Annotated in this window: 21 protein-coding genes; 16 read left to right on the forward strand and 5 right to left on the reverse strand. The window is 64.9% G+C overall.

The features are described from left to right. Window positions 1-9 precede the first annotated feature (9 nt). Window positions 10-1,122 (forward strand): uroporphyrinogen-III C-methyltransferase, encoded by a 1,113-nt coding sequence (locus A9513_RS28615; protein WP_038803750.1) that lies wholly within the window; start codon window positions 10-12, stop codon window positions 1,120-1,122. Further along, on the forward strand, window positions 1,119-2,351 hold the full coding sequence (locus tag A9513_RS28620; protein WP_065086197.1) for a heme biosynthesis HemY N-terminal domain-containing protein: 1,233 nt from the start codon (window positions 1,119-1,121) through the stop codon (window positions 2,349-2,351). Before A9513_RS28615 ends, A9513_RS28620 begins: the two co-directional genes overlap by 4 nt. Before the next feature lie 48 nt (window positions 2,352-2,399). Here the strand turns inward: A9513_RS28620 and A9513_RS28625 are convergent, their stop codons facing one another. Further along, on the reverse strand, window positions 2,400-3,485 hold the full coding sequence (locus A9513_RS28625) for a sorbosone dehydrogenase family protein (RefSeq protein ID WP_065086198.1): 1,086 nt from the start codon (window positions 3,483-3,485) through the stop codon (window positions 2,400-2,402). A gap of 116 nt (window positions 3,486-3,601) precedes the next feature. Between A9513_RS28625 and A9513_RS28630 the strand changes: the two genes are divergently transcribed. The 3 genes from A9513_RS28630 (at window position 3,602) to A9513_RS28640 (ending at window position 6,669) form a co-directional block, all read left to right on the forward strand. Then, window positions 3,602-4,087, forward strand: a complete 486-nt coding sequence (locus A9513_RS28630) for a disulfide bond formation protein B (RefSeq protein WP_065086199.1) — start codon at window positions 3,602-3,604, stop codon at window positions 4,085-4,087. 257 nt (window positions 4,088-4,344) lie between these two features. After that, on the forward strand, window positions 4,345-4,812 hold the full coding sequence (locus A9513_RS28635) for an Rsd/AlgQ family anti-sigma factor (RefSeq protein ID WP_024766399.1): 468 nt from the start codon (window positions 4,345-4,347) through the stop codon (window positions 4,810-4,812). A gap of 678 nt (window positions 4,813-5,490) precedes the next feature. Continuing rightward, complete coding sequence (locus tag A9513_RS28640) at window positions 5,491-6,669, forward strand: AlgP family protein (RefSeq protein ID WP_065086200.1); 1,179 nt, start codon at window positions 5,491-5,493, stop codon at window positions 6,667-6,669. Between the two features lie 3 nt (window positions 6,670-6,672). Here A9513_RS28640 and A9513_RS28645 read toward each other — a convergent pair whose 3' ends face one another. Further along, window positions 6,673-7,137 (reverse strand): TIGR02444 family protein, encoded by a 465-nt coding sequence (locus A9513_RS28645; RefSeq protein WP_065086201.1) that lies wholly within the window; start codon window positions 7,135-7,137, stop codon window positions 6,673-6,675. Between the two features lie 47 nt (window positions 7,138-7,184). Here A9513_RS28645 and A9513_RS28650 point away from each other — a divergent pair, with 47 nt between their 5' ends. The 6 genes from A9513_RS28650 (at window position 7,185) to A9513_RS28675 (ending at window position 13,894) form a co-directional block, all read left to right on the forward strand. Beyond that, complete coding sequence (locus A9513_RS28650; protein WP_024765770.1) at window positions 7,185-9,095, forward strand: ATP-binding cassette domain-containing protein; 1,911 nt, start codon at window positions 7,185-7,187, stop codon at window positions 9,093-9,095. Beyond that, a complete protein-coding gene (locus tag A9513_RS28655; protein ID WP_024765769.1) occupies window positions 9,095-9,658 on the forward strand; it encodes a mechanosensitive ion channel family protein in 564 nt (187 codons plus the stop codon). Before A9513_RS28650 ends, A9513_RS28655 begins: the two co-directional genes overlap by 1 nt. Window positions 9,659-9,673: 15 nt before the next feature. Continuing rightward, window positions 9,674-10,432, forward strand: a complete 759-nt coding sequence (locus A9513_RS28660) for a TerC family protein (protein ID WP_065086202.1) — start codon at window positions 9,674-9,676, stop codon at window positions 10,430-10,432. Window positions 10,433-10,675: 243 nt separating this feature from the next. Beyond that, window positions 10,676-11,305 carry a LysE family transporter gene (locus A9513_RS28665; protein ID WP_024765767.1) on the forward strand — a complete coding sequence of 210 codons (630 nt, stop codon included), beginning with the start codon at window positions 10,676-10,678 and terminating at the stop codon, window positions 11,303-11,305. Between the two features lie 139 nt (window positions 11,306-11,444). Continuing rightward, window positions 11,445-13,349 carry a cytochrome c/FTR1 family iron permease gene (locus A9513_RS28670; protein WP_065086203.1) on the forward strand — a complete coding sequence of 635 codons (1,905 nt, stop codon included), beginning with the start codon at window positions 11,445-11,447 and terminating at the stop codon, window positions 13,347-13,349. 74 nt (window positions 13,350-13,423) lie between these two features. Continuing rightward, window positions 13,424-13,894: a YaiI/YqxD family protein gene (locus A9513_RS28675; RefSeq protein ID WP_037013429.1), complete on the forward strand. Its 471-nt coding sequence runs from the start codon at window positions 13,424-13,426 to the stop codon at window positions 13,892-13,894. An 80-nt stretch (window positions 13,895-13,974) separates the two neighbouring features. Here A9513_RS28675 and elbB read toward each other — a convergent pair whose 3' ends face one another. Next, window positions 13,975-14,625: an isoprenoid biosynthesis glyoxalase ElbB gene (elbB, locus tag A9513_RS28680; RefSeq protein ID WP_024765765.1), complete on the reverse strand. Its 651-nt coding sequence runs from the start codon at window positions 14,623-14,625 to the stop codon at window positions 13,975-13,977. A 127-nt stretch (window positions 14,626-14,752) separates the two neighbouring features. On the opposite strand from elbB, the gene A9513_RS28685 reads away from it, so the two are divergent. Continuing rightward, on the forward strand, window positions 14,753-15,991 hold the full coding sequence (locus A9513_RS28685) for a sterol desaturase family protein (protein ID WP_065086204.1): 1,239 nt from the start codon (window positions 14,753-14,755) through the stop codon (window positions 15,989-15,991). On the opposite strand, the gene A9513_RS28690 is transcribed toward A9513_RS28685, so the two are convergent. Further along, window positions 15,992-16,552, reverse strand: a complete 561-nt coding sequence (locus A9513_RS28690; RefSeq protein ID WP_024765764.1) for a DedA family protein — start codon at window positions 16,550-16,552, stop codon at window positions 15,992-15,994. Window positions 16,553-16,785: 233 nt separating this feature from the next. Between A9513_RS28690 and hemB the strand changes: the two genes are divergently transcribed. Together hemB and ppk1 are read left to right on the forward strand one after the other, a co-directional pair. Continuing rightward, window positions 16,786-17,805, forward strand: coding sequence for a porphobilinogen synthase (gene hemB / locus A9513_RS28695; RefSeq protein WP_065086205.1), 1,020 nt, complete (start codon window positions 16,786-16,788; stop codon window positions 17,803-17,805). Window positions 17,806-17,825: 20 nt separating this feature from the next. Further along, complete coding sequence (ppk1, locus tag A9513_RS28700) at window positions 17,826-20,030, forward strand: polyphosphate kinase 1 (protein WP_065086206.1); 2,205 nt, start codon at window positions 17,826-17,828, stop codon at window positions 20,028-20,030. 149 nt (window positions 20,031-20,179) lie between these two features. Here ppk1 and ppx read toward each other — a convergent pair whose 3' ends face one another. After that, window positions 20,180-21,682, reverse strand: coding sequence for an exopolyphosphatase (gene ppx / locus A9513_RS28705; protein ID WP_024765763.1), 1,503 nt, complete (start codon window positions 21,680-21,682; stop codon window positions 20,180-20,182). Between the two features lie 190 nt (window positions 21,683-21,872). Between ppx and trxA the strand changes: the two genes are divergently transcribed. Beyond that, window positions 21,873-22,199, forward strand: a complete 327-nt coding sequence (gene trxA / locus A9513_RS28710) for a thioredoxin TrxA (protein ID WP_015475045.1) — start codon at window positions 21,873-21,875, stop codon at window positions 22,197-22,199. 238 nt (window positions 22,200-22,437) lie between these two features. After that, window positions 22,438-23,700, forward strand: a complete 1,263-nt coding sequence (gene rho, locus A9513_RS28715; protein WP_015475046.1) for a transcription termination factor Rho — start codon at window positions 22,438-22,440, stop codon at window positions 23,698-23,700. Window positions 23,701-23,760 lie beyond the last annotated feature (60 nt).

Here is a 23,760-nt window from a genome sequence, read left to right on the forward strand (position 1 = left end):
GATGGATCTGTGAGCGAAGCCGTCACTCCCCAAGAGACTTCACCAACATCGCCCAGTCCGGCCCCCGCGCCGGCCCCGCGCAAAGGTGGCACGGGTATCGCGCTGCTGGCCCTGCTGGTCGGCGCCGCTGGCCTCGCCGCAGGCGGCTGGGGCATCTGGCAGGTCCAGCAGCTCAAAGGCGCCGAGCAGCAGCGCGCTGCGCAACTGGAAGATGCCCGCGCCCAGGCGCAGGGTGTGCAGAGTGCCAACGCGGACTTGAGCAAGCGCCTGGACACCCTGCCCAACGCCGATGAGCTGGAAGCCCGTCGCCGCCTGGTGGTGGAGCTGCAGGGCGACCAGCAGCAGTTGGCCAAGCAGGTCAAGCAGGTGCTGGGGCAAAGCCGCCAGCAGTGGCGACTGGCCGAATCGGAGCACCTGTTGCGTCTGGCCGCGCTGCGCCTCTCCGCGCTGCAGGACATCGACAGCGCGACCGAACTGGTCCAGGGCGCGGACGACATTCTTCGCGTGAACAATGATCCGGGCGCCTTCGCCGCTCGTGCGCAACTGGCCAAGAGCCTCGAAGCGCTGCGCGCCCTGCCGCGCCCGGACCGCACCGGGCTGTTCCTGCAACTGGGCGCGCTGCGTGACCAGGCTGCCCAGCTGCAACCACTGAACCCGGCGTTCAAGCCCTCCGAGGGCGGCACCGGCCCGAGCACCGCCTGGGGTGATGGCAGCAGCACCTGGGACCAGTGGTGGGAACGCATCTCTCGCTATGTGCGCATCGATTTCAACGCCGGCCAGGACATCCGCCCGCTGCTCTCCGGCCAGCAACTGGACCGTGTGCGCCTGGCTCTGAGCCTCGCCCTGGAACAGGCGCAGTGGGCCGCTTTGAATGGCAAGCAGGACGTCTACGAGCAGGCACTGAAGCAGGCCAAGCAGATCGTCGGCGACTTCTTCAACGCTGACCTCGCCGACAGCCGTGCGCTGATTGCGCGCCTGGATGAGCTCAGCGGCCAGGCCGTCACCGTGCAGACGCCGGACCTCGGCCCGGCCCTGAGTTCGCTGCAGGCCTACCTGTCGCGCCGCGAAAGCGCGGTGCAGCAGCAGGAGGCGGTGGCGCCGGACGCGGGGACCCAGCCATGAGCCGCGTCTATGTCCTGATCCTCGCCGTGGTCCTGGCGGCCACCTTGGTCGGGTTGGCTATCGCCGAGCAGTCGGGTTACGTGCTGATCGCCTACAAGAGCTTCCGCTACGAATCCAGCCTGTGGACCTTCCTCGCGCTGCTGGTGGTGCTCTGGGTGATCTATCTCGCCGTGCGCCTGGTACTGCGCTTGCTGGGCGTGTCCGGGCGGGTGGTGAATCCCTGGTCGCGCTTCAATCGCCGCCGCCGCTCGCAGCTGGCCGAGGAGCATGGCCAGCGTGATCTCGCTGAAGGCCACTGGGCGCAGGCGCTGCGTCACCTGCGTCGTGCCGCGGAGCTGAGCGATCGCCCACTGCCGCATTACCTGGGCGCCGCCCGCGCGGCCAACGAGCTGGGCAAGACCGAAGAATGCGACGAATTGCTGGACCGCGCGCAGGAGCGCGAGCCCGGCACCGAGCTCGCCGTGGGCTTGACCCGCGCGCAGCTGCTGATCAACCGGGGCGATTTCGCCCGCGCCCGCGTGGTGCTGGACAAGCTGCACCAGGATCACCCGCGTCACCCGACTGTGCTGCGCCTGCTCCAGCAGTTGTACGTCAGCCTCCACGAGTGGCAGGCGCTGTGCGTGTTGCTGCCCGAGCTGCGCAAGGAGCGCGTGCTGCAGAACGCCGAGTTGGCCGATCTGGAGCGCCGTACCTGGATGGCCGCGCTGGGGGAGGCGGGCGAGCAGGGCGTTGGCCAGGGCGAAGGCAGCCTGCAGCCGCTGACCCAGCGCTGGCAGAACGTGCCGACCAACCTTCGTGCGCAACCGCCGCTGGTGGCCGCATACGCCGATCAGTTGCTGCGCCTGGGGGCGCCGGAAGAGGCCGAGGAAGTACTGCGCAAGGCGCTCAAGGAGGGCTACGACAGCCGTCTGGTGCACCTCTATGGCCGTGCCCGTGGCCGTGATGGTGCCCACCAGTTGAAGACCGCCGAAGGCTGGCTGAAGCAGCACGGCGACGATCCGGAGCTGCTGCTCACCCTTGGTCGCCTCTGCCTGCAGAACAAGTTGTGGGGCAAGGCGCGCGAATACCTGGAAGCCAGCCTGGACCGCCAGCGCAGCGCGGAAACCTGCGCCGAACTGGCGCGCCTGTTGGCGCAGCTTGGTGAAGTAGAGCGCAGCAACCAGCTGTTCCAGGAAGGCCTGGGGTTGCTGGCCCCGCCGACTTCGTCGGCGCTGGCGGTGCGTGCCTGATCCCGCCGCCTGCGGTGAAAACGGCGCCCGAGGGCGCCGTTTTCGTTTTCAGGGGTTGCCGTAGCGAATGCGGTATATCGCGCCATTCTGATCGTCGCTGACCAGCAGCGAGCCGTCCGGCGCTACCAAGACGTCCGCCGGCCGCCCGTGCACCTCGCCGTCCTTGTCGAGCCATCCTTCGGCGAAGACGCCCTGGCGCTTCAGCGTGCCGTCTTCGTTGAGTTCGACCCGCGCCACGCGGTAGCCGATCTTCTGCGTGCGGTTCCACGAGCCGTGTTCGGCGATGAACAGGTTGTTGCGGTACTCGGCCGGGAACTGTTCGCCGGTGTAGAAACGCAGCCCCAGCGCGGCCACGTGCGGGCCGAGTCTGGCCACTGGCGGGGTGAAGGCGGAGCAGGGTTTCCTGCCTTCCTCCGGGTCGGCGATGTCGCCCTGGTGACAGTCGGGATAGCCGAAATCCTCGCCCATCGTGCTGACCTTGTTCAACTCGTCGTCGGGCTTGTCATCGCCCAGCAGGTCGCGCCCATTGTCGGTGAACCACAGCTGCTTCGTCTGCGGGTGCCAGGTGAAACCGACGGTGTTGCGAATGCCGTAGGCGACCACCTCCCGCGCGCTGCCATCGGCGTTCATGCGTTGCAGGTTGGCGTACTGCTCGCGATCCGGGCGGCAGATGTTGCACGGCGCACCGACCGGCACATAGAGCTTGTCGTCCGGGCCGAAGGCGATGAACTTCCAGCCGTGCGCAGTCTCTTTCGGAAACTGTGCGCGCAGCTCCTCAGCCTTTGGGGGAGCATCGAGATGTGCCTCGATATCGCGCAGCACGACGATGCGGCTGAGCGAGGACACGTACAGGTCGCCCTTATGGAAGGTCACGCCTACGGGCATCTGCAGGCCATCGGCGAGCACCTTCACCTGGCCGTCGGGCTTCACCGCGTAGACCTTGTCGGAGGAGCGACTGCCCACGAACAGCGTGCCCTTGTCACCCCAGGCCATGGCGCGCGCGCCGGGAACCTGGTCAGTCAGCAGGCTGATATGGAAGCCCTCAGGCAAGCGGATGTGGCTGAGGTCTGTGGCGGCGATGGCTGGAACTGTTGTCAGGGAAAGCAGCGAGCAAAGCAGGAAATGACGACGCATGGCATGGATTCCCGGATGAGTGCCACGGCCAGTCTAGACACTTGCCTTGAACTGATCGCGGTGTTTCCTCTACCGTAGCGGCCTTTCCTGCAACAGCGCTTTTCAGCGGAGCCGCCATGAATCTGGCCAGCCCTCGGTCCCTGTTCTTCCTCGCTTTCCTCGCTTGCGTCGCCATGCTCGGCACGGGCTTCTACCTGCAATACATGATCGGGCTGGAGCCCTGCCCGCTGTGCATTCTGCAGCGCATCTTCTTTGCCGGCTGCGGGTTGTTCTCGCTGATCGCCGCGCTGCATGGCCGTGCTCCGCGGCTGTACTCGGTGCTGATCCTGCTCTGCGCCCTGGGTGGCGCCGGCACCGCAGGCCGTCAGGTCTGGCTGCAGACTCTGCCGCCGGACCAGTTGCCGTCCTGCCTGCCGCCGCTGGAATACATGATGGAGAGCATGCCCTACGCCGACATCATCTGGACCATGTTCCACGGTTCGGCCGACTGCGCCGAAGTCTCCTGGACCCTGCTCGGCATGAGCATCCCGGAGTGGAGCCTGCTGGCCTTCATCGGCTTCGCCCTGTTCGCCATCGTGCAGTTCTTCCGCCGCCGCGGCTGAGCGTCGCATCTCAAATCGCCATGGCCTGCGCCGCATCGGCGCAGGCCAGAGGCGTCGGGGCCTGTCGATTAAACGCTCGTATGAATTTTCCCGTTACCGGTGTCTTGAAGGCGATAACGGGGGGGCATACTCTGGATTTCCACTCCGTCGGAAAGCCGCCGCCGAACAAGCTTCACACATCGCGGATGTCGAGATTCGACAGAATATTGTCCCGGGGCGGACTTTGCCGGGACGGCGAAAAGGGAAGTGAGGACAACATGCTCGAGAGCTGCCGTAATGCCCAGGAACGTTGGGGAGGCGTACACCAGCTGATCGACCGCTGGTTGCGGGATCGACATGAGTTGGTCCGGGCATTCGATTCCCTGGACGGTGTCCAGGCGCCGAAGACCAACGCCGAGAATCTCCAGAACTTCTGTCAGCTCCTGCTCGACTACGTGTCGGCGGGCCACTTCGAAGTCTACGAACAGCTGATGAACGAGGCGCAGGCCTTCGGCGATACGCGGGGCCTGGAACTGGCCAAGCAGATCTACCCGCGCCTGGAAACCATCACCGCCAACGCGCTGAACTTCAATGATCGTTGCGACAATGGCGACTGCCGCGAAGGCACCTGCCTGACCAGCGAACTGAAGAGTCTGCGCCAGCAACTGCACGAACGCTTCGAACTGGAAGACTGCCTGATCGAAGTACTGCACAACGCCCACGAGCAGAAAGCCGTCCTGGCCTGAGCGAAGGGAAGTCCGACAACGGCGCGAGTGCTTCAGGCACTGGCGCCGTTTTCGTTTGGGTGATGGGCTCGCGCGGCTCCGGGCAATCGCGAACGGAGCTGCTTCCATGCGGTGCTTGTCTCTCCTGCAAGGGCGGTTTCTGCCAGCGATGTTCTCGAGCTTCAGGCTGTGATTCGGAGTGCGCGCACCTCAACGAAAACTCCTGCCGTCCGGCGGCTCCCGAAGAGGGGAATGCATGGTTTTTTTGGGGTGAAGTCGACGCTCGCGCTGGCTGGTTTCCGCCGGCGTACAAGGAGGGAGCGAACACCGATTCGCTGCTTCACGCGCGATCATCTGGCGCTGCATCGTGGCAGGTGATGCGACTTTTCGAGCGAGCCTGGCTGTCTTCTGCGTGGTAGCGTGGGAGGCTCTGCAATGGGCTTTTGCAGCGTGTGCAGAAAATATTTTTTCTGCACTCAAGCTCAAGCGCCATGCGGCTTTGCGCGCAGCGAAGCACGCACTCCAGGGAACCAAGTGTAAGTTGCAGCGTCACTGGGTGAGTGAGAAAACGCGCCTTCGCGCACTGCTGAAAACCTCTGAAGCCGATGCCCGCTGCGGCCTGCAGCACAATCGGGACATTGGCGAGAGGCCATCAGCGGGGCTAGTATGGGCGCAACCACGTCCGCCAGGAGGCACGTCATGTCGGCCAACAAGAAACCCGTCACCACTCCGTTGCATCTGCTGCACCAGTTGTCCAACAGTCTGATCGAACACCTCGAAGGTGCCTGCAAGCAGGCGCTGGTCGATTCCGAAAAGCTGCTCGCCAAGCTCGAGAAACAACGCGGCAAGGCACAGGAGAAGCTGCACAAGGCTCGCGCCAAACTGCAGGACGCGACCAAGGCCGGCAAGGCGAAGGCGCAGGCAAAAGCCAAGTCGACCATCGCCGATATCGACGGCGCCCTGGATGTCCTGAAGACCCGTCAGACCGAAACCCGTGCCTACATAGCCAATCTCAAGCGTGATGTGCAGGAGAGCCTGAAGCTCGCCCAGGGCGTGACCAAGGTGAAGGAAGCCGCTGGCAAGTCCCTCGCTACCCGCAAGCCGGCCGCTGCTGCTGCCAAGCCGGTTGCCAAGGCAGCCGCCCGACCGGCCGCTAAAGCCGCTGCCAAATCCGCCGCCAAGCCTGCCGTGAAAGCCGCTGCCAAGCCTGCTGCGAAACCGGCTGCCAAGGTTGCCGCTGCCAAGCCTGTTGCTGCCAAAGCCGCTGCCAAGCCTGCTGCGAAACCCGCCGCCAAGCCTGCCGCTAAAACCGCTGCCAAACCGGCTGCGAAAACTGCCGCTGCAAAACCCGCCGCTGCCAAGCCGGCTGCCAAAGCTGCCGCGAAGCCAGCCGCCAAGCCTGCTGCGAAAGCTGTCGCCAAGCCGGCAGCCAAGCCCGCTGCTAAGCCTGCCGCTGCTGCCGCCAAGCCTGCTGCCAAACCAGCCGCGAAACCGGCTGCCAAGCCTGCTGCGAAAGCCGCTGCCAAACCAGCCGCCAAGCCCGCCGCGAAAGCCGCTGCCAAGCCTGCTGCCGCCAAGCCCGCTGCTGCCAAACCTGCCGCGAAGCCCGCCGCGAAACCGGTTGCCAAGCCTGCCGCCGCTGCAAAGCCCGCCGCGAAACCAGCTGCCAAGCCTGCGGTGAAAGCCGCTGCCAAGCCAGCCGCAAAGCCGGCCGCCAAGCCTGCTGCGCCCAAGCCCGCCGCCGCTGCCAAGCCGGCCGCTCCGGCTGCCCCGAGCGCATCGGCTGCCCAGCCGAGCACTCCGGCCGCCACCCCGGTTTCCAGCGCTACTGCGGCGCCGGCGACTCCGGTCAGCAGCACCTCCTCCAGCGCTTCCTGAGGCTCAGGAGAGGCTCSCCSCGATGCGCAGGGTTTCCTGCGCATCGCGGCGCAAGCCGCCCGCTTCACCGGCTGCAGCTTCCAGCCAGTACACCAGTTCCTGCGCTTCACCTCGTGGCCAACCCTCTGCCACCGCCTCCAGTCTTCCCAGCAGCACCTTTTCCGCTTCCAGTTCGACCTGCTTGATCCGCTCCCGCAGCGGCGCCAGCCCAGCATCCTGCTTCGCCGGATCGCGCCAGCGCTGACGCAGCGAACGCAGCGGCACTATCACTTCCTCGCGCCACTCCCGCGCAGCACATTCCAGCGCGCTCATCCGCGATGGCGAGAAGGTCACGCCAGTGCTTCCCAGCCAGGCCGAAGCGAGCAGCAGGCAGACATCCGCACCGCCTTCCTGCAGGGCCAGGCAAGCCGGCTCAACCCCAGGGCAGGCGTAGAGTTTCAGCGCATACGACCAGACATCATCAGACATAGAGCACCCACAGCGATTGCCAGGCGAAGCTGATAAACTCCGCCGCCATGATTCGACTACAAAATCTTACGCTACAGCGTGGCCCCCAGCGCTTGCTGGAAGGTGCCGAACTCACCCTGCACGCCGGACAGAAAGTCGGCCTGATCGGCGCCAACGGCGCCGGCAAGTCGAGCCTGTTCGCCCTGCTGCGCGGCCAGCTCGGCCAGGACGCCGGCGACTGCTACCTGCCTGCGGACTGGCGCATCGCGCACATGCGCCAGGAGGTCGATACCCTCGACCGCCTCGCCGTCGACTACGTGCTCGACGGCGACGTGCACCTGCGCAAGATCCAGGCGGATCTGGCCGCGGCGGAAGACGCCCACGACGGTACTGCCCTGGCGCGCCTGCACAGCGAACTGGACAGCGCTGACGGATACACCGCGGACGCCCGCGCGCGCAAGCTGCTGGCCGGCCTGGGCTTCACGCCCGAGCAGATGGACCGCCGCGTCGGCGACTTCTCCGGTGGCTGGCGGATGCGCCTGAACCTGGCGCAGGCGCTGATGTGCCCGTCCGAACTGCTGCTGCTCGACGAACCGACCAACCACCTGGACCTCGACGCCATCCTCTGGCTGGAAGAGTGGCTCAAGGGCTATCCGGGCACGTTGCTGCTGATCTCCCACGACCGCGATTTCCTCGATGCCGTGGTGGACAACATCGCCCATCTCGAACAGCGCAAGCTGACCCTGTACCGCGGCGGCTACTCGGCCTTCGAGCGTACCCGCGCCGAACGCCTTGCCCAGCAGCAACAGGCGTACGAGAAGCAGCAGGCGCAGCGCGCGCACATGGAAAAGTACATTGCCCGCTTCCGCGCCCAGGCCACCAAGGCCCGCCAGGCGCAGAGCCGGATCAAGGCGCTGGAACGCCTGGAAGAGCTGGCGCCGGCTCACGTCGATTCGCCGTTCGACTTCGCCTTCCGCGAGTCCGACAAGATCTCCAGCCCGTTGCTCAACCTCTCCGAGGCCCGCCTGGGCTACGGCGACAAGACCGTGCTGGAGAAGGTCAAGCTGCAACTGGTGCCCGGCGCGCGCATCGGCCTGCTCGGCCCCAACGGCGCTGGCAAGTCCACGCTGATCAAGACCCTCTCCGGCGACCTGTCGCTGCTGTCCGGCGAGCTCGCCCGTGGCGAGAACCTCGCCATCGGCTACTTCGCCCAGCATCAGCTCGACTCGCTGGACCCCAAGGCCAGCCCGCTGCTGCACCTGGCGCGCATCGCGCCGGCCGAGCGTGAGCAGACCCTGCGCGACTTCCTCGGTGGCTTCGATTTCCGCGGCGAGCGTTGCGACGAACCGGTGCTGAACTTCTCCGGTGGCGAGAAGGCGCGCCTGGCGCTGGCGCTGATCGCCTGGCAGAAGCCCAACCTGCTGCTGCTCGATGAACCGACCAACCACCTCGACCTGGAAATGCGCCTGGCGCTGACCCTGGCGCTGCAGGAGTTCTCCGGCGCCGTGGTGGTGGTGTCGCACGATCGTCACCTGCTCAAGAGCACCACCGATGAGTTCCTGCTGGTGGCCGACGGGCGCATCCGCGAGTTCGATGGCGACCTCGACGATTACGCGCGCTGGCTGGTGGACTTCCGCGCCCGCCAGACGCCGTCCTCACCCGCGGCTCCCGCCGGCGACAAGACCGACAAGCGCGCTCAGCGCCAGGCGGCCGCTGCGCTGCGCCAGCAACTCGCCCCGCACAAGCGCGAAGCCGACAAGCTGGAAAAAGAGCTGGGCAAGGTCCACGAGCAGCTCGCCGAACTGGAGGAGCGCCTGGGCGACAGCGCCCTCTACGAAGCTGCGCGCAAGGACGAACTGCGTGACCTGCTGGCTCGCCAGGCAACTCTCAAGACCCGCGAAAGCGAGCTGGAAGAATCCTGGCTGATGGCCCTGGAAACCCTCGAAGAACTGCAGCGCCAGCTCGAGGCCAGTGAGTGATGGGTGACGTGAACCTGCTGGTGGCGTGGAGCGAACCACTGCTGCGTGGCGGGCAGATCATCCTCATCCTGCTGCTGGCCTGGGTGGTGCAGCGCATCGTGACGCGCGCCATCAGCCGCCTCGGCGAGCGCTATCCGATGCCGCCGGAACTGCTGCTGCCCCTGCGCGGCGGCCTGCGCTGGCTGATCATGGGCTCGGCGGTAATGCTGGTGCTGGAGCGCCTGGGTGTGTCTGCGGACGTGCTGTGGGCTGCGCTGACCGGCTTTGCGGCCGTCGCCGCCGTGGCCTTCTTCGCCATCTGGAGCGTGCTCTCCAACCTGTTCTGCGCCCTGATGATCTTCACCATGGGGCCCTTCCGCCTGGGCGACCGCGTGGAAGTCATCGAGTCCGCCGACAAGCCCGGTGTGAAAGGCCGGGTGGTGGCAATCAACCTGCTCTACACCACGCTGGAAGAAGTTGCCGAGGACGGCGTGCCCGGCGCACTGCTGCAAGTACCGAACAATCTGTTCTTCCAGAAGGCCATTCGCCGTTGGCGCGGGCCGAACTTTCCCACCACCCCCTGACGGACGTCTCCCACTATGGAATGGCTCACAAGCCCTGAGATCTGGGTTGCCTTTCTGACCCTGACTGCCCTGGAAATCGTACTGGGCATCGATAACATCATCTTCATCTCGATCCTGGTCGGCCGCCTGCCGCCCGAGCAGCAACCCAAGGCGCGCTTCTTTGGCCTGGCCCTGGCGATGGGCACGCGGATCCTGCTGCTGCTCTCGATCACCTGGGTGATGCGCCTCACCGCGGACCTGTTCACCGTGTTCGAGCACGGTATTTCCGGGCGCGACCTGATTCTGTTCTTCGGCGGCCTGTTCCTGTTGTTCAAGAGCACCATGGAAATCTTCCACAGCCTCGAAGGCGCGGAGGAGGGCGGCCAGCAGGGCGGCAAGTCCCGCGGCTTCATGGGCATCATCATCCAGATCGCGATCATCGACATCGTCTTCTCCCTGGACTCGGTGATCACCGCCGTGGGTCTGGTGCAGCACGTGCCGGTGATGGTTGCGGCCATCGTCATCTCGGTGGGTGTGATGATGCTGTCGGCCGGCACCATCAGTGCCTTCATCGAGAAGCACCCGTCGCTGAAGATGCTSGCGCTGTCSTTCCTYATCGTGGTCGGCACCGTGCTSATCGCCGAAGCCTTCGARRTCCACGTGCCCAAGGGCTATGTGTACTTCGCCATGGCCTTCTCGCTGGCGGTGGAGGCGATCAACATCCGCCTGCGCGGCGCCCTGGCGCGCAAGCGTGGCGAGGAGCCGGTGAAGCTGCGCAGGGACATCCCGAGCTGATCGCTCGATTCGGATGAAGAAAGCCCGGCCTCGTGCCGGGCTTTTTTCTGGCTCTTCGCCGGAGCCAGCTCGCTCGCGAATCGCCTCTTCGCTGGAGCCCCTGGAGGCTCTGTTTGCGATCCAGCTCGCTCCTTCAGGGCTCCCTCGACCTTCGTCGGCAACGCTGGGCGGCGCAGCCTGACTGAGGCACACTGGGCCTCCGTAACAAGTTATTGCGCCTGCCTGGGCGCCGTGAGGTCCGCAATGCTCGCCAGTACCTGGTTCGCCTTCTTCATCGCCTGCTGGGTGATCAGCCTGTCGCCCGGCGCTGGGGCCATCGCCTCGATGTCCTGTGGGCTGCAATACGGCTTCTGGCGCGGCTACTGGAATGCCCTGGGCCTGCAGATCGGCCTCGCCCTGCAGATCGCCATCGTCGCCGCAGGCGTCGGCGCGCTGCTCTCGGCTTCGGCGGTGGCCTTCAGCGCGATCAAGTGGTTCGGTGTGGTCTACCTGGTCTATCTCGCCTATCGCCAGTGGACCGCTGCCCCGCAGGTGATGGCGGCGAGCGGCGAGCGCCCTATAGGCCGGCCGCTGACCCTGGTGCTACGCGGCTTTCTGGTCAACGCCAGCAACCCCAAGGCGGTGATCTTCATGCTCGCGGTACTGCCGCAGTTCGTCGACCCGCACCAGCCGATGGCGATCCAGTACGTGATCATGGGGGCGACCATGATCACCGTGGACCTGATTGTCATGGCCGGCTACACCGGCCTGGCCGCCCGTGTGTTGCGCGCCCTGCGCTCGCAGCGTCAGCAGAAGATCATGAATCGAACTTTCGCGACTCTGTTCGTGGGCGCCGCCGCGCTGCTCGCCACGGTCCGCCGCGCCCCGGTCTGAGGGCGTTTGCGCGGATTTCGACGGCGTCCCGAAGTGGCCGTGGGGCCACTGTGGATGTAACTGTGCGAGACATTGTCCTTGCATAGACGGAAACCTGAGGTGACAATTTAATCTCTTTCATTCTCATTTAACTTCCCGTATGCGCCCCTCCAAACTTTTCGTCTGGCTATTGCCGCTGGCCGGCATCTTCAGCCTTGGAGCTCAAGCCGACACGGTTGTCGACCCTGCTCAAGCCCTTCACCTGCTCAGCTACCTCGCCGCTGACTACCCCGCCACCGTGACCGACGGCAAGGTGATCAACGACAGCGAATACAAGGAGCAGCTCGAGTTCGTCGGCAATCTCCACTCGCTGATCCTGACCCTGCCGGCGCGCCCCGAGCGTGCGGACCTGGAAAAAGACGCCGCCAGCCTCAAGCAGGCCATCGAGCAGCGCCAGCCGGGCAGGCAGGTGGCCCAGCAGGCTCGCCATCTGGAGGTGCGTGTCGCCGATATCTACCAGGTGGTGCAGACTCCCGCGATCACCCCGGATCCGGCCCGTGGCGCCGAGGTCTACGCCCAGCAGTGCTCGATCTGCCACGGTGACGCCGGCAAGGGTGACGGACCTGCAGGCATCGGCCTGGAGCCGCCGCCGGCCAACCTGACCGACCGCGCGCGCCTTGACCAGCTCAGCCTTTACGATCTGCGCAATGTCATTGGCCTGGGCGTTGCCGGCACCGACATGCCGGCCTTCGCCGACCAGCTCGACGAGCGTCAGCGCTGGGACCTTGCCTCCTATGTGGCCAGCCTCAGTGCCGGTCAGGCCAAGCCCGACCCGGCCCACGCCTACCCGCTGGCAACCCTGTCGACCCAGACGCCTGCCGATGTCGCCGAACATGACGGCGAAGCTGCGGCCGAGAGCTTCCGTGCCCTGCGTGCGCACCCGCCGCTGGAGCATCGTGGCCCGGCGCAGCAGATCGACTACACCACCGCGACCCTGGACAAGAGCTTCGCTGTGTACCGCTCCGGCGATCACGACCAGGCTTACGACCTGTCCGTCGCCGCGTACCTGGAGGGCTTCGAGTTGGTGGAGTCCTCGCTGGACAACGTCGATGCCGATTTGCGCAAGGCGACCGAGAAGCAGCTGATGGCCTACCGTCAGGCCCTGCGTGACGGCTTGCCGGAAACCGCAGTTGCCCAGCAGCTGGAACTGGCCAAGGCCAAGCTGGCGGACGCCGCCAAGGCCCTGAGCGGCGACTCGCTGAGCTTCTCCATCAGCTTCATCTCCGCCCTGCTGATCCTTCTGCGCGAAGGCGTGGAGGCGATCCTTGTGCTGGCGGCCATCCTCGCCTTCCTGCGCAATACCGGGCAGGAGAAGGCTGTGCGTGGCGTGCACATCGGCTGGGGCCTGGCCTTCGTCGCCGGCTTCGCCACCTGGGCGGTGGCGGCCTACGTCATCGACATCGGCGGCGCCCAGCGCGAGCTGATGGAGGGCTTTACCTCGCTGTTCGCCTGCGTGATGGTCCTCTGGCTCGGCGTGTGGATGCACGACCGCCGCCACGCCGCCGCCTGGCAGGACTACATCCGCAGCAGCCTGGTGGGTGGCGGGGGCCGCTTCGGCTTCGCCGTGCTGGCCTTCTTCTCGGTCTACCGCGAACTGTTCGAAGTCATCCTGTTCTACGAGACGCTCTGGCTGCAGGCAGGTCCTGCCGGCCACAACGCGGTGATCGCCGGTGCGGGCACCGCGGTGGTGATCCTGATCGCCATTGCCTTCGTGATCCTGCGTGGCTCGGCGAAGCTGCCGCTGAAGCTGTTCTTCACCGTCAACGCCGCGCTGCTCTGCGCCCTGTCGGTGGTCTTCGCCGGCCACGGCGTGGTCTCCCTGCAGGAAGCCGGCGTGATCGGCACCCGCCCGGTGCCCTTCTTCGACTTCGACTGGCTCGGCATCAAGGCCGACGCCTACTCGCTGTCGGCCCAGGCCGTGGCGCTGCTGGCGGTGGCCGTACTCTACGGACGCAGCTACTTCTCCGAACGGCGCAAGGCCGCTGCGGTCGCCGCGTCGTCCTGAGGCAATAGCCAAGCGATACACGACGGCCAGTGCGATACTGGCCGTCGTGCTTTTCGAAGGAAGGTTTTCCCCCGATGCGTATCTGGATCGACGCCGACGCCTGCCCGCGCGCGGCCAAGGAGCTGGTGGCGAAGTTCGCCTTGAAGCGCAAGCTGGATGTGGTGATGGTCGCCGGCCAGCCCGTGGCCAAGCCGCCATTCGCCTGCGTCAGCCTGATTGTCGTGCCCAGCGGGATGGACGCCGCCGACGATTACCTGGTGGAACAGGCCGAGCCGGGCGACCTGGTGATCTGCAGCGACGTGCCGCTGGCTGACCGGCTGGTGAAGAAGGGCGTCGATGCGCTGGACCCGCGCGGCCGCGAATTCGACGAGAAGAACATGGGCGAGCGCCTGGCGGTGCGCAACCTGTTCACCGACCTGCGCGAACAGGGGCAGGTCGGAGGAGGGCAAGCACCCTACGGCGACAAGGATCGCCAGGCCTTCGCCAACAGCCTGGATCGGCTGCTGACGCGGTTGATGCGCGAGGAGCAGAGCCGCAAGGCCTGATACGAAAACGCCCGGCACTGCCGGGCGTTTTCGTTTTCACCGAGGATGGGCAGGGCGTAGGAAACTCTATGTCTACAGGTTCACGCCAGCTCCAGCACCCGATCGACCGCCTTGTTGATGCCGCTGGCGGCTTCGGCGATGGATTGCGCGAGCATGTAGGCAGGAGTGGTGACCAGCTTGTGGTCCTTGTCCTCGACTATGTCTTCCACGGCGCAGTCGATGTGCTTGGCACCCATGCTGGTCAGTGCCTGGGCCGTACCCTCGTCGGTACCGATGGTACATTCCACGCCTTCGCCATAGATACGCGCGGCCAGGGCCGGGGCGATGCAGAGCAGGCCGACCGGCTTCTTCGCCGCGGCGAAGGCCTTGGCCAGGGCCAGCACGTCCGGCTGCACTTCGCACTGGTCGCCCTTGAAGGCGAAGTCGCTGAGGTTCTTCGCCGCGCCGAAGCCGCCGGGCACGATCAGCGCGTCGAAGTCCTCGACCTTGGCTTCACGCACATCCTTCACCTCGCCGCGGGCGATCCGTGCGGACTCCACCAGCACATTGCGGCTCTCGGCCATTTCCTCTCCGGTGAGGTGGTTCAGCACATGGTGCTGGGCGATGTTCGGGGCGAAGCACTGCACCTTGGCGCCGCGCTGGGAGAGGCGCAGCAGGGTGATCACGCTTTCATGGATTTCCGCGCCGTCGTAGACGCCACAACCGGAAAGGATAACGGCAACTTTCTTCATGGACTGCTCCTGTTCGAGGGGGTCGGGGCTGTCGCGATATGCCGCCCGGACTGTCGCCGACGGCCGTGGCCGGCGGCGGGCAAGGGACTAGGATCCTTCCTCATAAGCATAACGATTCGGTCGTGCCATGAACTACATCCTCTTCGCCGTGCCCTTCTTTTTCCTGCTGATTGCGATCGAACTGCTCGCCGACCGCTGGCGCGGCCTGCGCACCTATCGCCTGAGCGACGCGCTGAACAGCCTCAGCGCGGGGTTCCTGTCGACCACCAGCGGCCTGCTGACCAAGGGGCTGAAGTTGGTGACCTACACCATCGCCTGGCAGCACCTCGCGCTGTTCGAGCTGTCGGCTAAGAGCCTGTGGGTCTGGGCGTTCGCCTTCGTCTTCTACGACTTCTGCTACTACTGGAACCACCGCCTCGGCCATGAGCGCAATGTGCTCTGGGCCGCGCATTCGGTGCACCACCAGAGCGAGGATTACAACCTCTCCACCGCGCTGCGGCAGACCAGCACCGGCTTCATCTTCGGCTGGATCTTCTACCTGCCAATGGCCATCGCCGGGGTGCCGCCGCTGGTGTTCCTCACTGTCGGCGCACTGAACCTGCTCTATCAGTTCTGGGTTCATACCCGGCACATTCCCAAGCTGGGCTGGTTCGAATGGATATTCATCACTCCCTCCAACCATCGCGTGCACCACGCGCAGAACCCTGTCTATATGGATCGCAACTACGGGGGCGTGTTCATTCTCTGGGACCGCCTGTTCGGCACCTTCCAGGAAGAGCTGGACGAAGAGCCGGTGGTGTTCGGCGTGACCGTCCCCCTGGCCAGCTGGAACCCGCTGTGGGCCAACCTGCAGGTCTATGCGCACCTGTGGAACGATGCGCGCCGTGCCGGCAGCCTGTGGGACAAGCTGCGCATCTGGTTCATGCGCACCGGCTGGCGCCCCGCGGACGTCGCCCAGCGCTATCCCATGGCCAAGCCTGACCTGGCGGCCTTCCGCAAGTTCGAGGTGCCGCTGACGCGCGGCCGGCAGTGGTACGCCGGTCTGCAGTTCGCCATCTACGTGATAATCGGCACCTGGTTGCTGGGCGTCGGGGAGGGCTGGCAAGTGCTGCCGCTGGTGATTGGCTGGGCCTGGATGGCTTTCGGTCTCTACGCCATCGGATGCTGGCTGGAGAACCGCGCCTGGGCGCTGCGCCTGGAACTGCTGCGATTGGCGCTGAACGTACCGGCAGTGGCGGCGCTGGTACTGTGGGGAGGCATCGGGTTGCCGCAGTGGGCGCCCTGGGCGCTGGCGGTCTACTCGCTGCTCAGCCTGATCGGGCTGCTCGGCCTGCGGCGCGCCGAGCGCCTGCCGCAGGCGGCCTGATCAGTCCGCCTTGGAAGCCTTGAAGCGGCGGCGCAGCCAGAACAGCAGGCCGATCACTACCAGGCCGCCGAGAACCATCAGTTCGTACTTCTTGATGTTGCCCAACACGCCTTCGAGCACGCTGCCGAAGTAGAAGGCAGCGCTGCCCAGCACGGTGGCCCAGACGATGGCGCCGATGCCGTTGAGCAGCAGGTAGCGCGCCGGCGGGTAGCCGGACAGGCCGATGGCCACCGGCATCACGGTGCGCAGACCGTAGACGAAGCGGAAGCTCAGCACCCACAGGTCGGGATGCTTGCGCACGTGCTCCAGCGCCTTGTCGCCCATCTTCTGCCAGCTCGGTTTGCGCGCCAGCAGCTTGCGACCGTGGCGACGACCGAGGAAATACCAGAGCTGGTCGCCCGCGTAACTGCCGAAGAACGCCACCGCGATGACGTACTCCAGCTGCATGTAGCCGCGGAATGCCAGGAAGCCGGCCAGGACCAGAATGGTCTCACCCTCGAAGAACGTGCCGAGAAACAGCGCGAAGTAGCCGAAATCCTGCAGGAATTGTTGGAGCATTATCGAGGCAACGCAGCGAAATGAACGCGAAGCCTAACCCGGTTGTCGCCCGCAGGGAAGGTATCCCGGTCCGCACAACTGACTTGGAACAAGTCTGTGCCGGTGCAGAGCGGCGGCATGCCGCTGCGGCAGGATGCCGCGACCAAGGGTCACTGTTACCGGTTGTTACCAATCGGTCATAATTCAGGGCTATAACTGTCAGACTGTGCCTGCTGCATCAGGCCCTGGAGTACGCCGTGAGCTTCATTCCCGCCGATCGTGCCTTCCCCTTCACTCGTCTGCGTCGCAATCGTCGTGACGATTTTTCCCGCCGTCTGGTGCGCGAAAACGTCCTGACCACCAACGACCTGATCCTTCCGGTGTTCGTCCTCGACGGCAAGAACCAGCGGGAAGCGGTACCTTCGATGCCGGGTGTGGAGCGCATGTCCATCGACCTGCTGCTCAAGGAAGCCGAAGAGCTGGTAGAGCTGGGCATCCCGGCCCTGGCGTTGTTCCCGGTGACCCCGCTGGAGAAGAAATCCCTCGACGGCGCCGAGGCCTTCAACCCCGATGGCATCGCCCAGCGCGCCACGCGCGCCCTGCGCGAGCGCTTCCCCGAGCTGGGCATCATCACCGACGTGGCGCTGGACCCGTTCACCAGCCACGGTCAGGACGGCATCCTTGACGAAGACGGCTACGTCCTGAACGACATTTCCGTTGATGTGCTGGTCAAGCAGGCGCTTTCCCACGCCGAGGCCGGCGCCCAGGTCGTGGCTCCGTCGGACATGATGGACGGCCGCATCGGCGCCATCCGCGAGGCCCTGGAGTCCACCGGCCACATCAATACCCGCATCATGGCCTACTCGGCCAAGTACGCCAGCGCCTACTACGGCCCGTTCCGCGATGCCGTCGGCTCCGCCGCCAACCTGGGCAAGGGCAACAAGGCCACCTACCAGATGGACCCGGCCAACAGCGACGAAGCGCTGCACGAGATCTACGCTGACCTCGCCGAAGGCGCCGACATGATCATGGTCAAGCCGGGCATGCCCTATCTCGACATCGTTCGCCGCGCCAAGGACGAATTCCGCGCGCCGACCTTTGTCTATCAGGTCAGTGGCGAATACGCGATGCACATGGCCGCAATCAACAACGGCTGGCTCAGCGAGGCGGTGATCCTCGAATCGCTGCTGGCCTTCAAACGCGCGGGCGCAGATGGCATCCTGACCTACTTCGCCAAGCGCGCGGCACAACAATTGAAAATGAAAAGCGGGGGCTGACCCCGTCGATGAGACGAGCGATGAATACCGAAGGCATTAGCGAAACCGAAGTTATCGAAGCTGACACCACTGCTGAAGTCACCGAAGTCGTCGTAACGGAGGCGGTGGAGACGCCGGCATCGCCCGTCGAACCGGCGGTGCCGGCGATCAACGTGGACGACAGTGCCCTCTACATTCATCGCGAGCTCTCGCAGCTGCAGTTCAACATCCGCGTGCTGGAACAGGCGCTGGATGAGTCCTACCCGCTGCTGGAACGCCTGAAGTTCCTGCTGATCTTCTCCAGCAACCTCGACGAATTCTTCGAGATCCGCGTCGCCGGCCTGAAGAAGCAGATCACCTTCGCCCGCGAACAAGCCGGCGCCGACGGCCTGCTGCCGCACCAGGCGCTGGCGCGCATCAGCGAACAGGTGCACGAGCAGGTTGCCCGCCAGTACAGCATCCTCAACGACATCCTGTTGCCGGAGTTGGCCAAGCACGACATCCGCTTCATCCGCCGCCGCTACTGGACGCCGAAGATCAAGGCCTGGGTCCGTCGCTTCTTCCGCGACGAAATCGCCCCCATCGTCACCCCGATCGGCCTCGACCCGACCCACCCGTTCCCGCTGCTGGTGAACAAGAGCCTGAACTTCATGGTCGAGCTCGAAGGTCTGGACGCCTTCGGTCGCGACTCGGGCCTGGCAATCATTCCTGCGCCGCGCTCGCTGCCGCGGATCATCCGCTTGCCGGAAGAAGTCGCAGGGCCGGGTGACAACTACGTGTTCCTGTCGTCGATGATCCACGCCCACGCCGACGACCTGTTCCACGGCATGAAGGTGAAGGGCTGCTACCAGTTCCGCCTGACCCGTAACGCCGACCTCTCGGTGGACGCCGAGGATGTCGAGGACCTGGCCCGCGCGCTGCGCGGCGAGCTGTTCTCGCGCCGCTACGGCGACGCCGTGCGCCTGGAGGTGGTGGATACCTGCCCGGTGCCCCTGTCCAATTACCTGCTCAAGCAGTTCGGCCTGTCCGAGACCGAGCTGTACCGCGTCAGCGGGCCGGTCAACCTGACGCGCCTGTTCAGCGTCACCGGCCTGGCCAGCCACCCGGAGCTGCAGTCGCCGCCGTTCACCCCGACTATCCCCAAGCTGCTGCAGAAGAAGGAAAACCTGTTCAACGTCCTGGGCAAGCTCGACGTGCTGCTGATGCACCCGTTCGAGTCCTTCACCCCGGTGGTCGACCTGCTGCGCCAGGCTGCCAAGGACCCCAGCGTGCTGGCGATCAAGCAGACGCTGTACCGCTCCGGTGCCAACTCTGAGATCGTCGACGCGCTGGTGGAAGCCGCGCGCAACGGCAAGGAGGTGACCGTGGTGATCGAGTTGCGGGCGCGCTTCGATGAGGAGTCCAACCTGCAACTGGCCAGCCGGCTGCAGCAGGCCGGTGCGGTAGTGATCTACGGTGTAGTCGGTTTCAAGACCCACGCCAAGATGATGCTGATCCTGCGTCGCGAGGACGGCGAGCTGCGCCGCTACGCGCACCTGGGCACCGGCAACTACCACGCCGGCAACGCCCGCCTGTACACCGACTACAGCCTGCTGACCGCCGACGTGGCGCTCTGCGAGGACCTGCACAAGCTGTTCAACCAGCTGATCGGCATGGGCAAGACCCTGCGCATGAAGAAGCTCCTGCACGCGCCCTTCACCCTGAAGAAGAACCTGCTGGAGATGATCAACCGCGAGGCCGCCCAGGCTGCCGAGGGCAAGCCGGCGCACATCATGGCCAAGGTCAACTCGCTGACCGACGCCAAGGTCATCCGTGCGCTGTACAAGGCCAGCCAGGCCGGCGTGAAGATCGACCTGGTAGTGCGCGGCATGTGCTGTCTGCGTCCGGGCGTGCCGGGGGTGTCGCACAACATCCAGGTGCGCTCGATCATCGGCCGCTTCCTGGAGCACAGCCGGATCTACTACTTCCTCAACGGCGGCGAGGAGAAGCTCTATCTCTCCAGCGCCGACTGGATGGAGCGCAACCTCGACATGCGCGTGGAGACCTGCTTCCCGGTGGAAGGCAAGAAACTCGTGCTGCGGGTGAAGAAGGAGCTGGAATCCTACCTGAGCGACAACACCCAGGCCTGGGTGCTGCAGTCCGACGGCAGCTACGTGCGGCAGAGCCCCAGCGGTAACCAGAACGCCCGCAACGCCCAGGCGACGCTGCTGGAGCGCCTGTGCACGCCGGTGATCAGCGTTCGCTGATCCCTCCAGTGATATCGAAAGCCCTGCTTCGGCAGGGCTTTTTCTTGGGCTTTTCGTAGGAGCAGGCTCGCTCCTAAAGGTCAGGGTGACGCTGGAAATGAAAAGGCCCCGGCGTTTGCGCGCCGGGGCCTTTGCCTGTGGCGGGGCACTCAGCTGACGCTGAGTGAATAACCCACGCGCTTGAGCCATTCGGCTTCCTGCTCGAAGTCCGCCTGGGTCAGCGGGTTGGCCGCCAGCCAGCCGTCCGGGAAGCGGATGTCCAGCGACTTGCCGGACGCCTTCAGGGCCACCGCCGGCATTTCCTGGGTGCCACGAATGTGGTGGAAGAGGATGGCGAAGCGCAGCACGATGCACAGGCGGATCAGCTTGTCGCCCTCGTCGCCCAGCTCGTTGAACTTGTCCACCGGGATGTTGCGGCGGTGGCCGCGCACCAGCAGCGCCAGGGTCAGCTGGTCCAAGCGCGAGAAGCCGGCCAGGTCCGAGTGCTCCAGCAGGTAGGCGCCGTGCTTGTGGTAGTGGTAATGGGCGATGTCCAGGCCCAGCTCGTGCACGCGCGCCGCCCACATCAGCAGTTCGCGGTGGCCTTCGTCGTTCAGGTTCCAGGCCTTGGCCACCTGGTCCAGCGATTCCAGCGCCTTGGCTTCGACGCGAGCGGCCTGTTCCGGATCGACGTGGTAGCGTTCCATGAGGGCGCCGATGGTGCGTTCGCGGACGTCCTCGTGGTGGTGGCGGCCCAGCAGGTCATAGAGCACGCCCTCGCGCAGGGCGCCTTCGGAATGGGTCATGCGCGTCAGCTCGAGGGCGTCGAACAGCGCCTCGAGGATCGCCATGCCGGCCGGGAAGATCGGCCGGCGGTCCGGCTTGATGCCGTCGATGTCGAGCTTCTCGACCTCGCCCAGCTTGAACATCTTGCGCTTGAGCCAGGCCAGGCCTTCGGGGTTGATCTCGCCGTTGCCGTGGCCGCCGGCCTGGATCGCCAGGCAGATGGCGCGGATGGTGCCGGAGGCGCCGACCGCCTCGTCCCATCCCAGGCGGCGCAGGCTGTTCTCGATGCTCATCAGCTCCAGGCGCGCCGAAGTATAGGCCTGGGCATAGCGCGCCGGGGTGATCTTTCCGTCCTTGAAATAGCGCTGGGTGAAGCTCACGCAGCCCATCTGCAGGCTTTCGCGCAATTGCGATTCGAACTGCTGGCCAATGATGAATTCGGTGCTGCCGCCACCGATATCGACCACCAGGCGCTTGCCGGGGTTGTCCTGCAACGTGTGCGAGACGCCCAGGTAGATGAGGCGTGCCTCTTCGCGGCCGGAGATGACTTCCACCGGGTGGCCGAGGATCTGATCAGCAACGCGGATGAACTCGGCGCGGTTGCGCGCTTCGCGCAGGGCGTTGGTGCCCACGACGCGCACCGAGCCTGGCGGCATGCCGTTGATGAACTGCGCGAACTGCTTCAGGCAGTCGTAGCCGCGCTGCATGGAGTCGGCGGTGAGCAGGCGGTCATCGCCTATGCCGGCGGCCAACTGGACCTTCTCGCCTAGGCGCTCAAGAATGCGGATCTCGCCGTGATCGGCCTTCGCCAGGACCATGTGGAAACTGTTCGAGCCAAGGTCAATGGCCGCGATCATCGGGAAGGTCTTGGCAGGGGTATGGGGCATGGGGTGAGGTCCGGGTAAATACGGAAGACATCCTGCCATTTTAGGCGGGGAGTGCCAATGAAGGGGTTGTCACCGATCAGAAGTTGCCGCGACAGCGATAGATACACTCAATCGGCTGCGCCTTTCGGTGCGGGCCGAGGCGGGATATGATGGCGGACACTTTTTCGCATCCGATTGACGGAGAGAATACATGAGCGAACATATCGTCAATGTTACCGATGCCAGCTTCGAGCAGGACGTACTGAAGTCCGACGGTCCCGTGCTGGTCGACTACTGGGCCGAATGGTGCGGCCCGTGCAAGATGATTGCTCCGGTACTCGACGAGATCGCCAAGGACTATCAGGGCAAGCTGAAAGTCTGCAAGCTGAACATCGACGAGAACCAGGACACCCCGCCGAAGTATGGCGTGCGTGGCATCCCGACCCTGATGCTGTTCAAGGGTGGCAACGTTGAAGCCACCAAGGTCGGCGCGCTGTCCAAGTCGCAGCTGGCGGCCTTCCTCGACAGCAACATCTAAGGTCGAGAATGTGTGAAAAGCCCTGCCATCGAGCAGGGCTTTTTTCTTTTTGCCCCTAGACGCTCTGAAACTCGGGTGTTAAATTCGGGCCACAACGAGTTTTTCGTTGTCCCCTGCAAGCCGTCGCCGACGCACTTCCTATTCGAATTCCAAGCGATCCTGTCCGTCATCTACGGCGCGGCTCTTCAAGCATCACGCTTGTTCCCTTTTCCCCTTTCAGCGTATTTACGTCCCTTCTATGAATCTGACCGAACTCAAGCAAAAGCCGATTGCCGAATTGCTGGAAATGTCCGATGCCATGGGCCTGGAAAACATGGCTCGTTCGCGCAAGCAGGACATCATCTTCGCGCTGCTGAAGAAGCACGCGAAAAGCGGCGAGGAAATCTCCGGTGACGGCGTGCTGGAGATTCTCCAGGATGGCTTCGGCTTCCTGCGCTCCGCCGATTCCTCGTACCTGGCCGGCCCGGACGACATCTACGTCTCGCCCAGCCAGATCCGTCGCTTCAACCTGCGCACGGGCGACACCATCATCGGCAAGATTCGTCCGCCGAAGGAAGGCGAGCGTTACTTCGCCCTGCTGAAAGTCGACTCGATCAACTTCGATCGTCCGGAGAACGCGAAGAACAAGATTCTCTTCGAGAACCTGACGCCGCTGTTCCCGACCAAGCGCCTGACCATGGAAGCCGGCAACGGCTCCACCGAGGATCTCACCGGCCGTGTGATCGACCTCTGCTCGCCGATCGGCAAGGGCCAGCGCGGCCTGATCGTCGCCCCGCCGAAAGCGGGCAAGACCATCATGCTGCAGAACATCGCCTCGAACATCACCCGCAACAACCCCGAGTGCCACCTGATCGTCCTGCTGATCGACGAGCGCCCGGAAGAAGTGACCGAGATGCAGCGCACCGTGCGCGGCGAAGTGGTCGCCTCCACCTTCGACGAACCGCCGACCCGCCACGTTCAGGTCGCCGAGATGGTGATCGAGAAGGCCAAGCGCCTGGTCGAGCACAAGAAGGACGTGATCATCCTGCTAGACTCCATCACCCGTCTGGCCCGCGCCTACAACACCGTGATCCCCAGCTCCGGCAAGGTGCTCACCGGTGGTGTCGACGCCCACGCCCTGGAAAAGCCCAAGCGCTTCTTCGGCGCCGCGCGCAACATCGAGGAAGGCGGTTCGCTGACCATCCTCGCCACCGCGCTGATCGAAACCGGCTCGAAGATGGACGAAGTGATCTACGAGGAATTCAAGGGGACCGGTAACTCGGAACTCATCCTCGACCGTCGCATCTCGGAAAAGCGCGTGTTCCCGGCAATCAACATCAATCGCTCCGGCACCCGTCGCGAAGAGCTGCTCACCGGTGAGGAAGAGCTGCAGCGCATGTGGATCCTGCGCAAGATCCTCCACCCGATGGACGAGATCGCCGCCGTGGAATTCCTGCTGGACAAGCTGCGCCAGACGAAGACCAACGACGAGTTCTTCGATTCGATGAAGCGCAGCAAGTAAGCGCCTCTCGAACCACGCAAGGCCGGGGAAACCCGGCCTTCGTGTTTCTGCAAGGCGCTG

This window comes from Pseudomonas sp. AU12215 (assembly GCF_001675465.2).
GTDB classification, from domain to species: Bacteria; Pseudomonadota; Gammaproteobacteria; order Pseudomonadales; family Pseudomonadaceae; genus Pseudomonas; species Pseudomonas nitroreducens.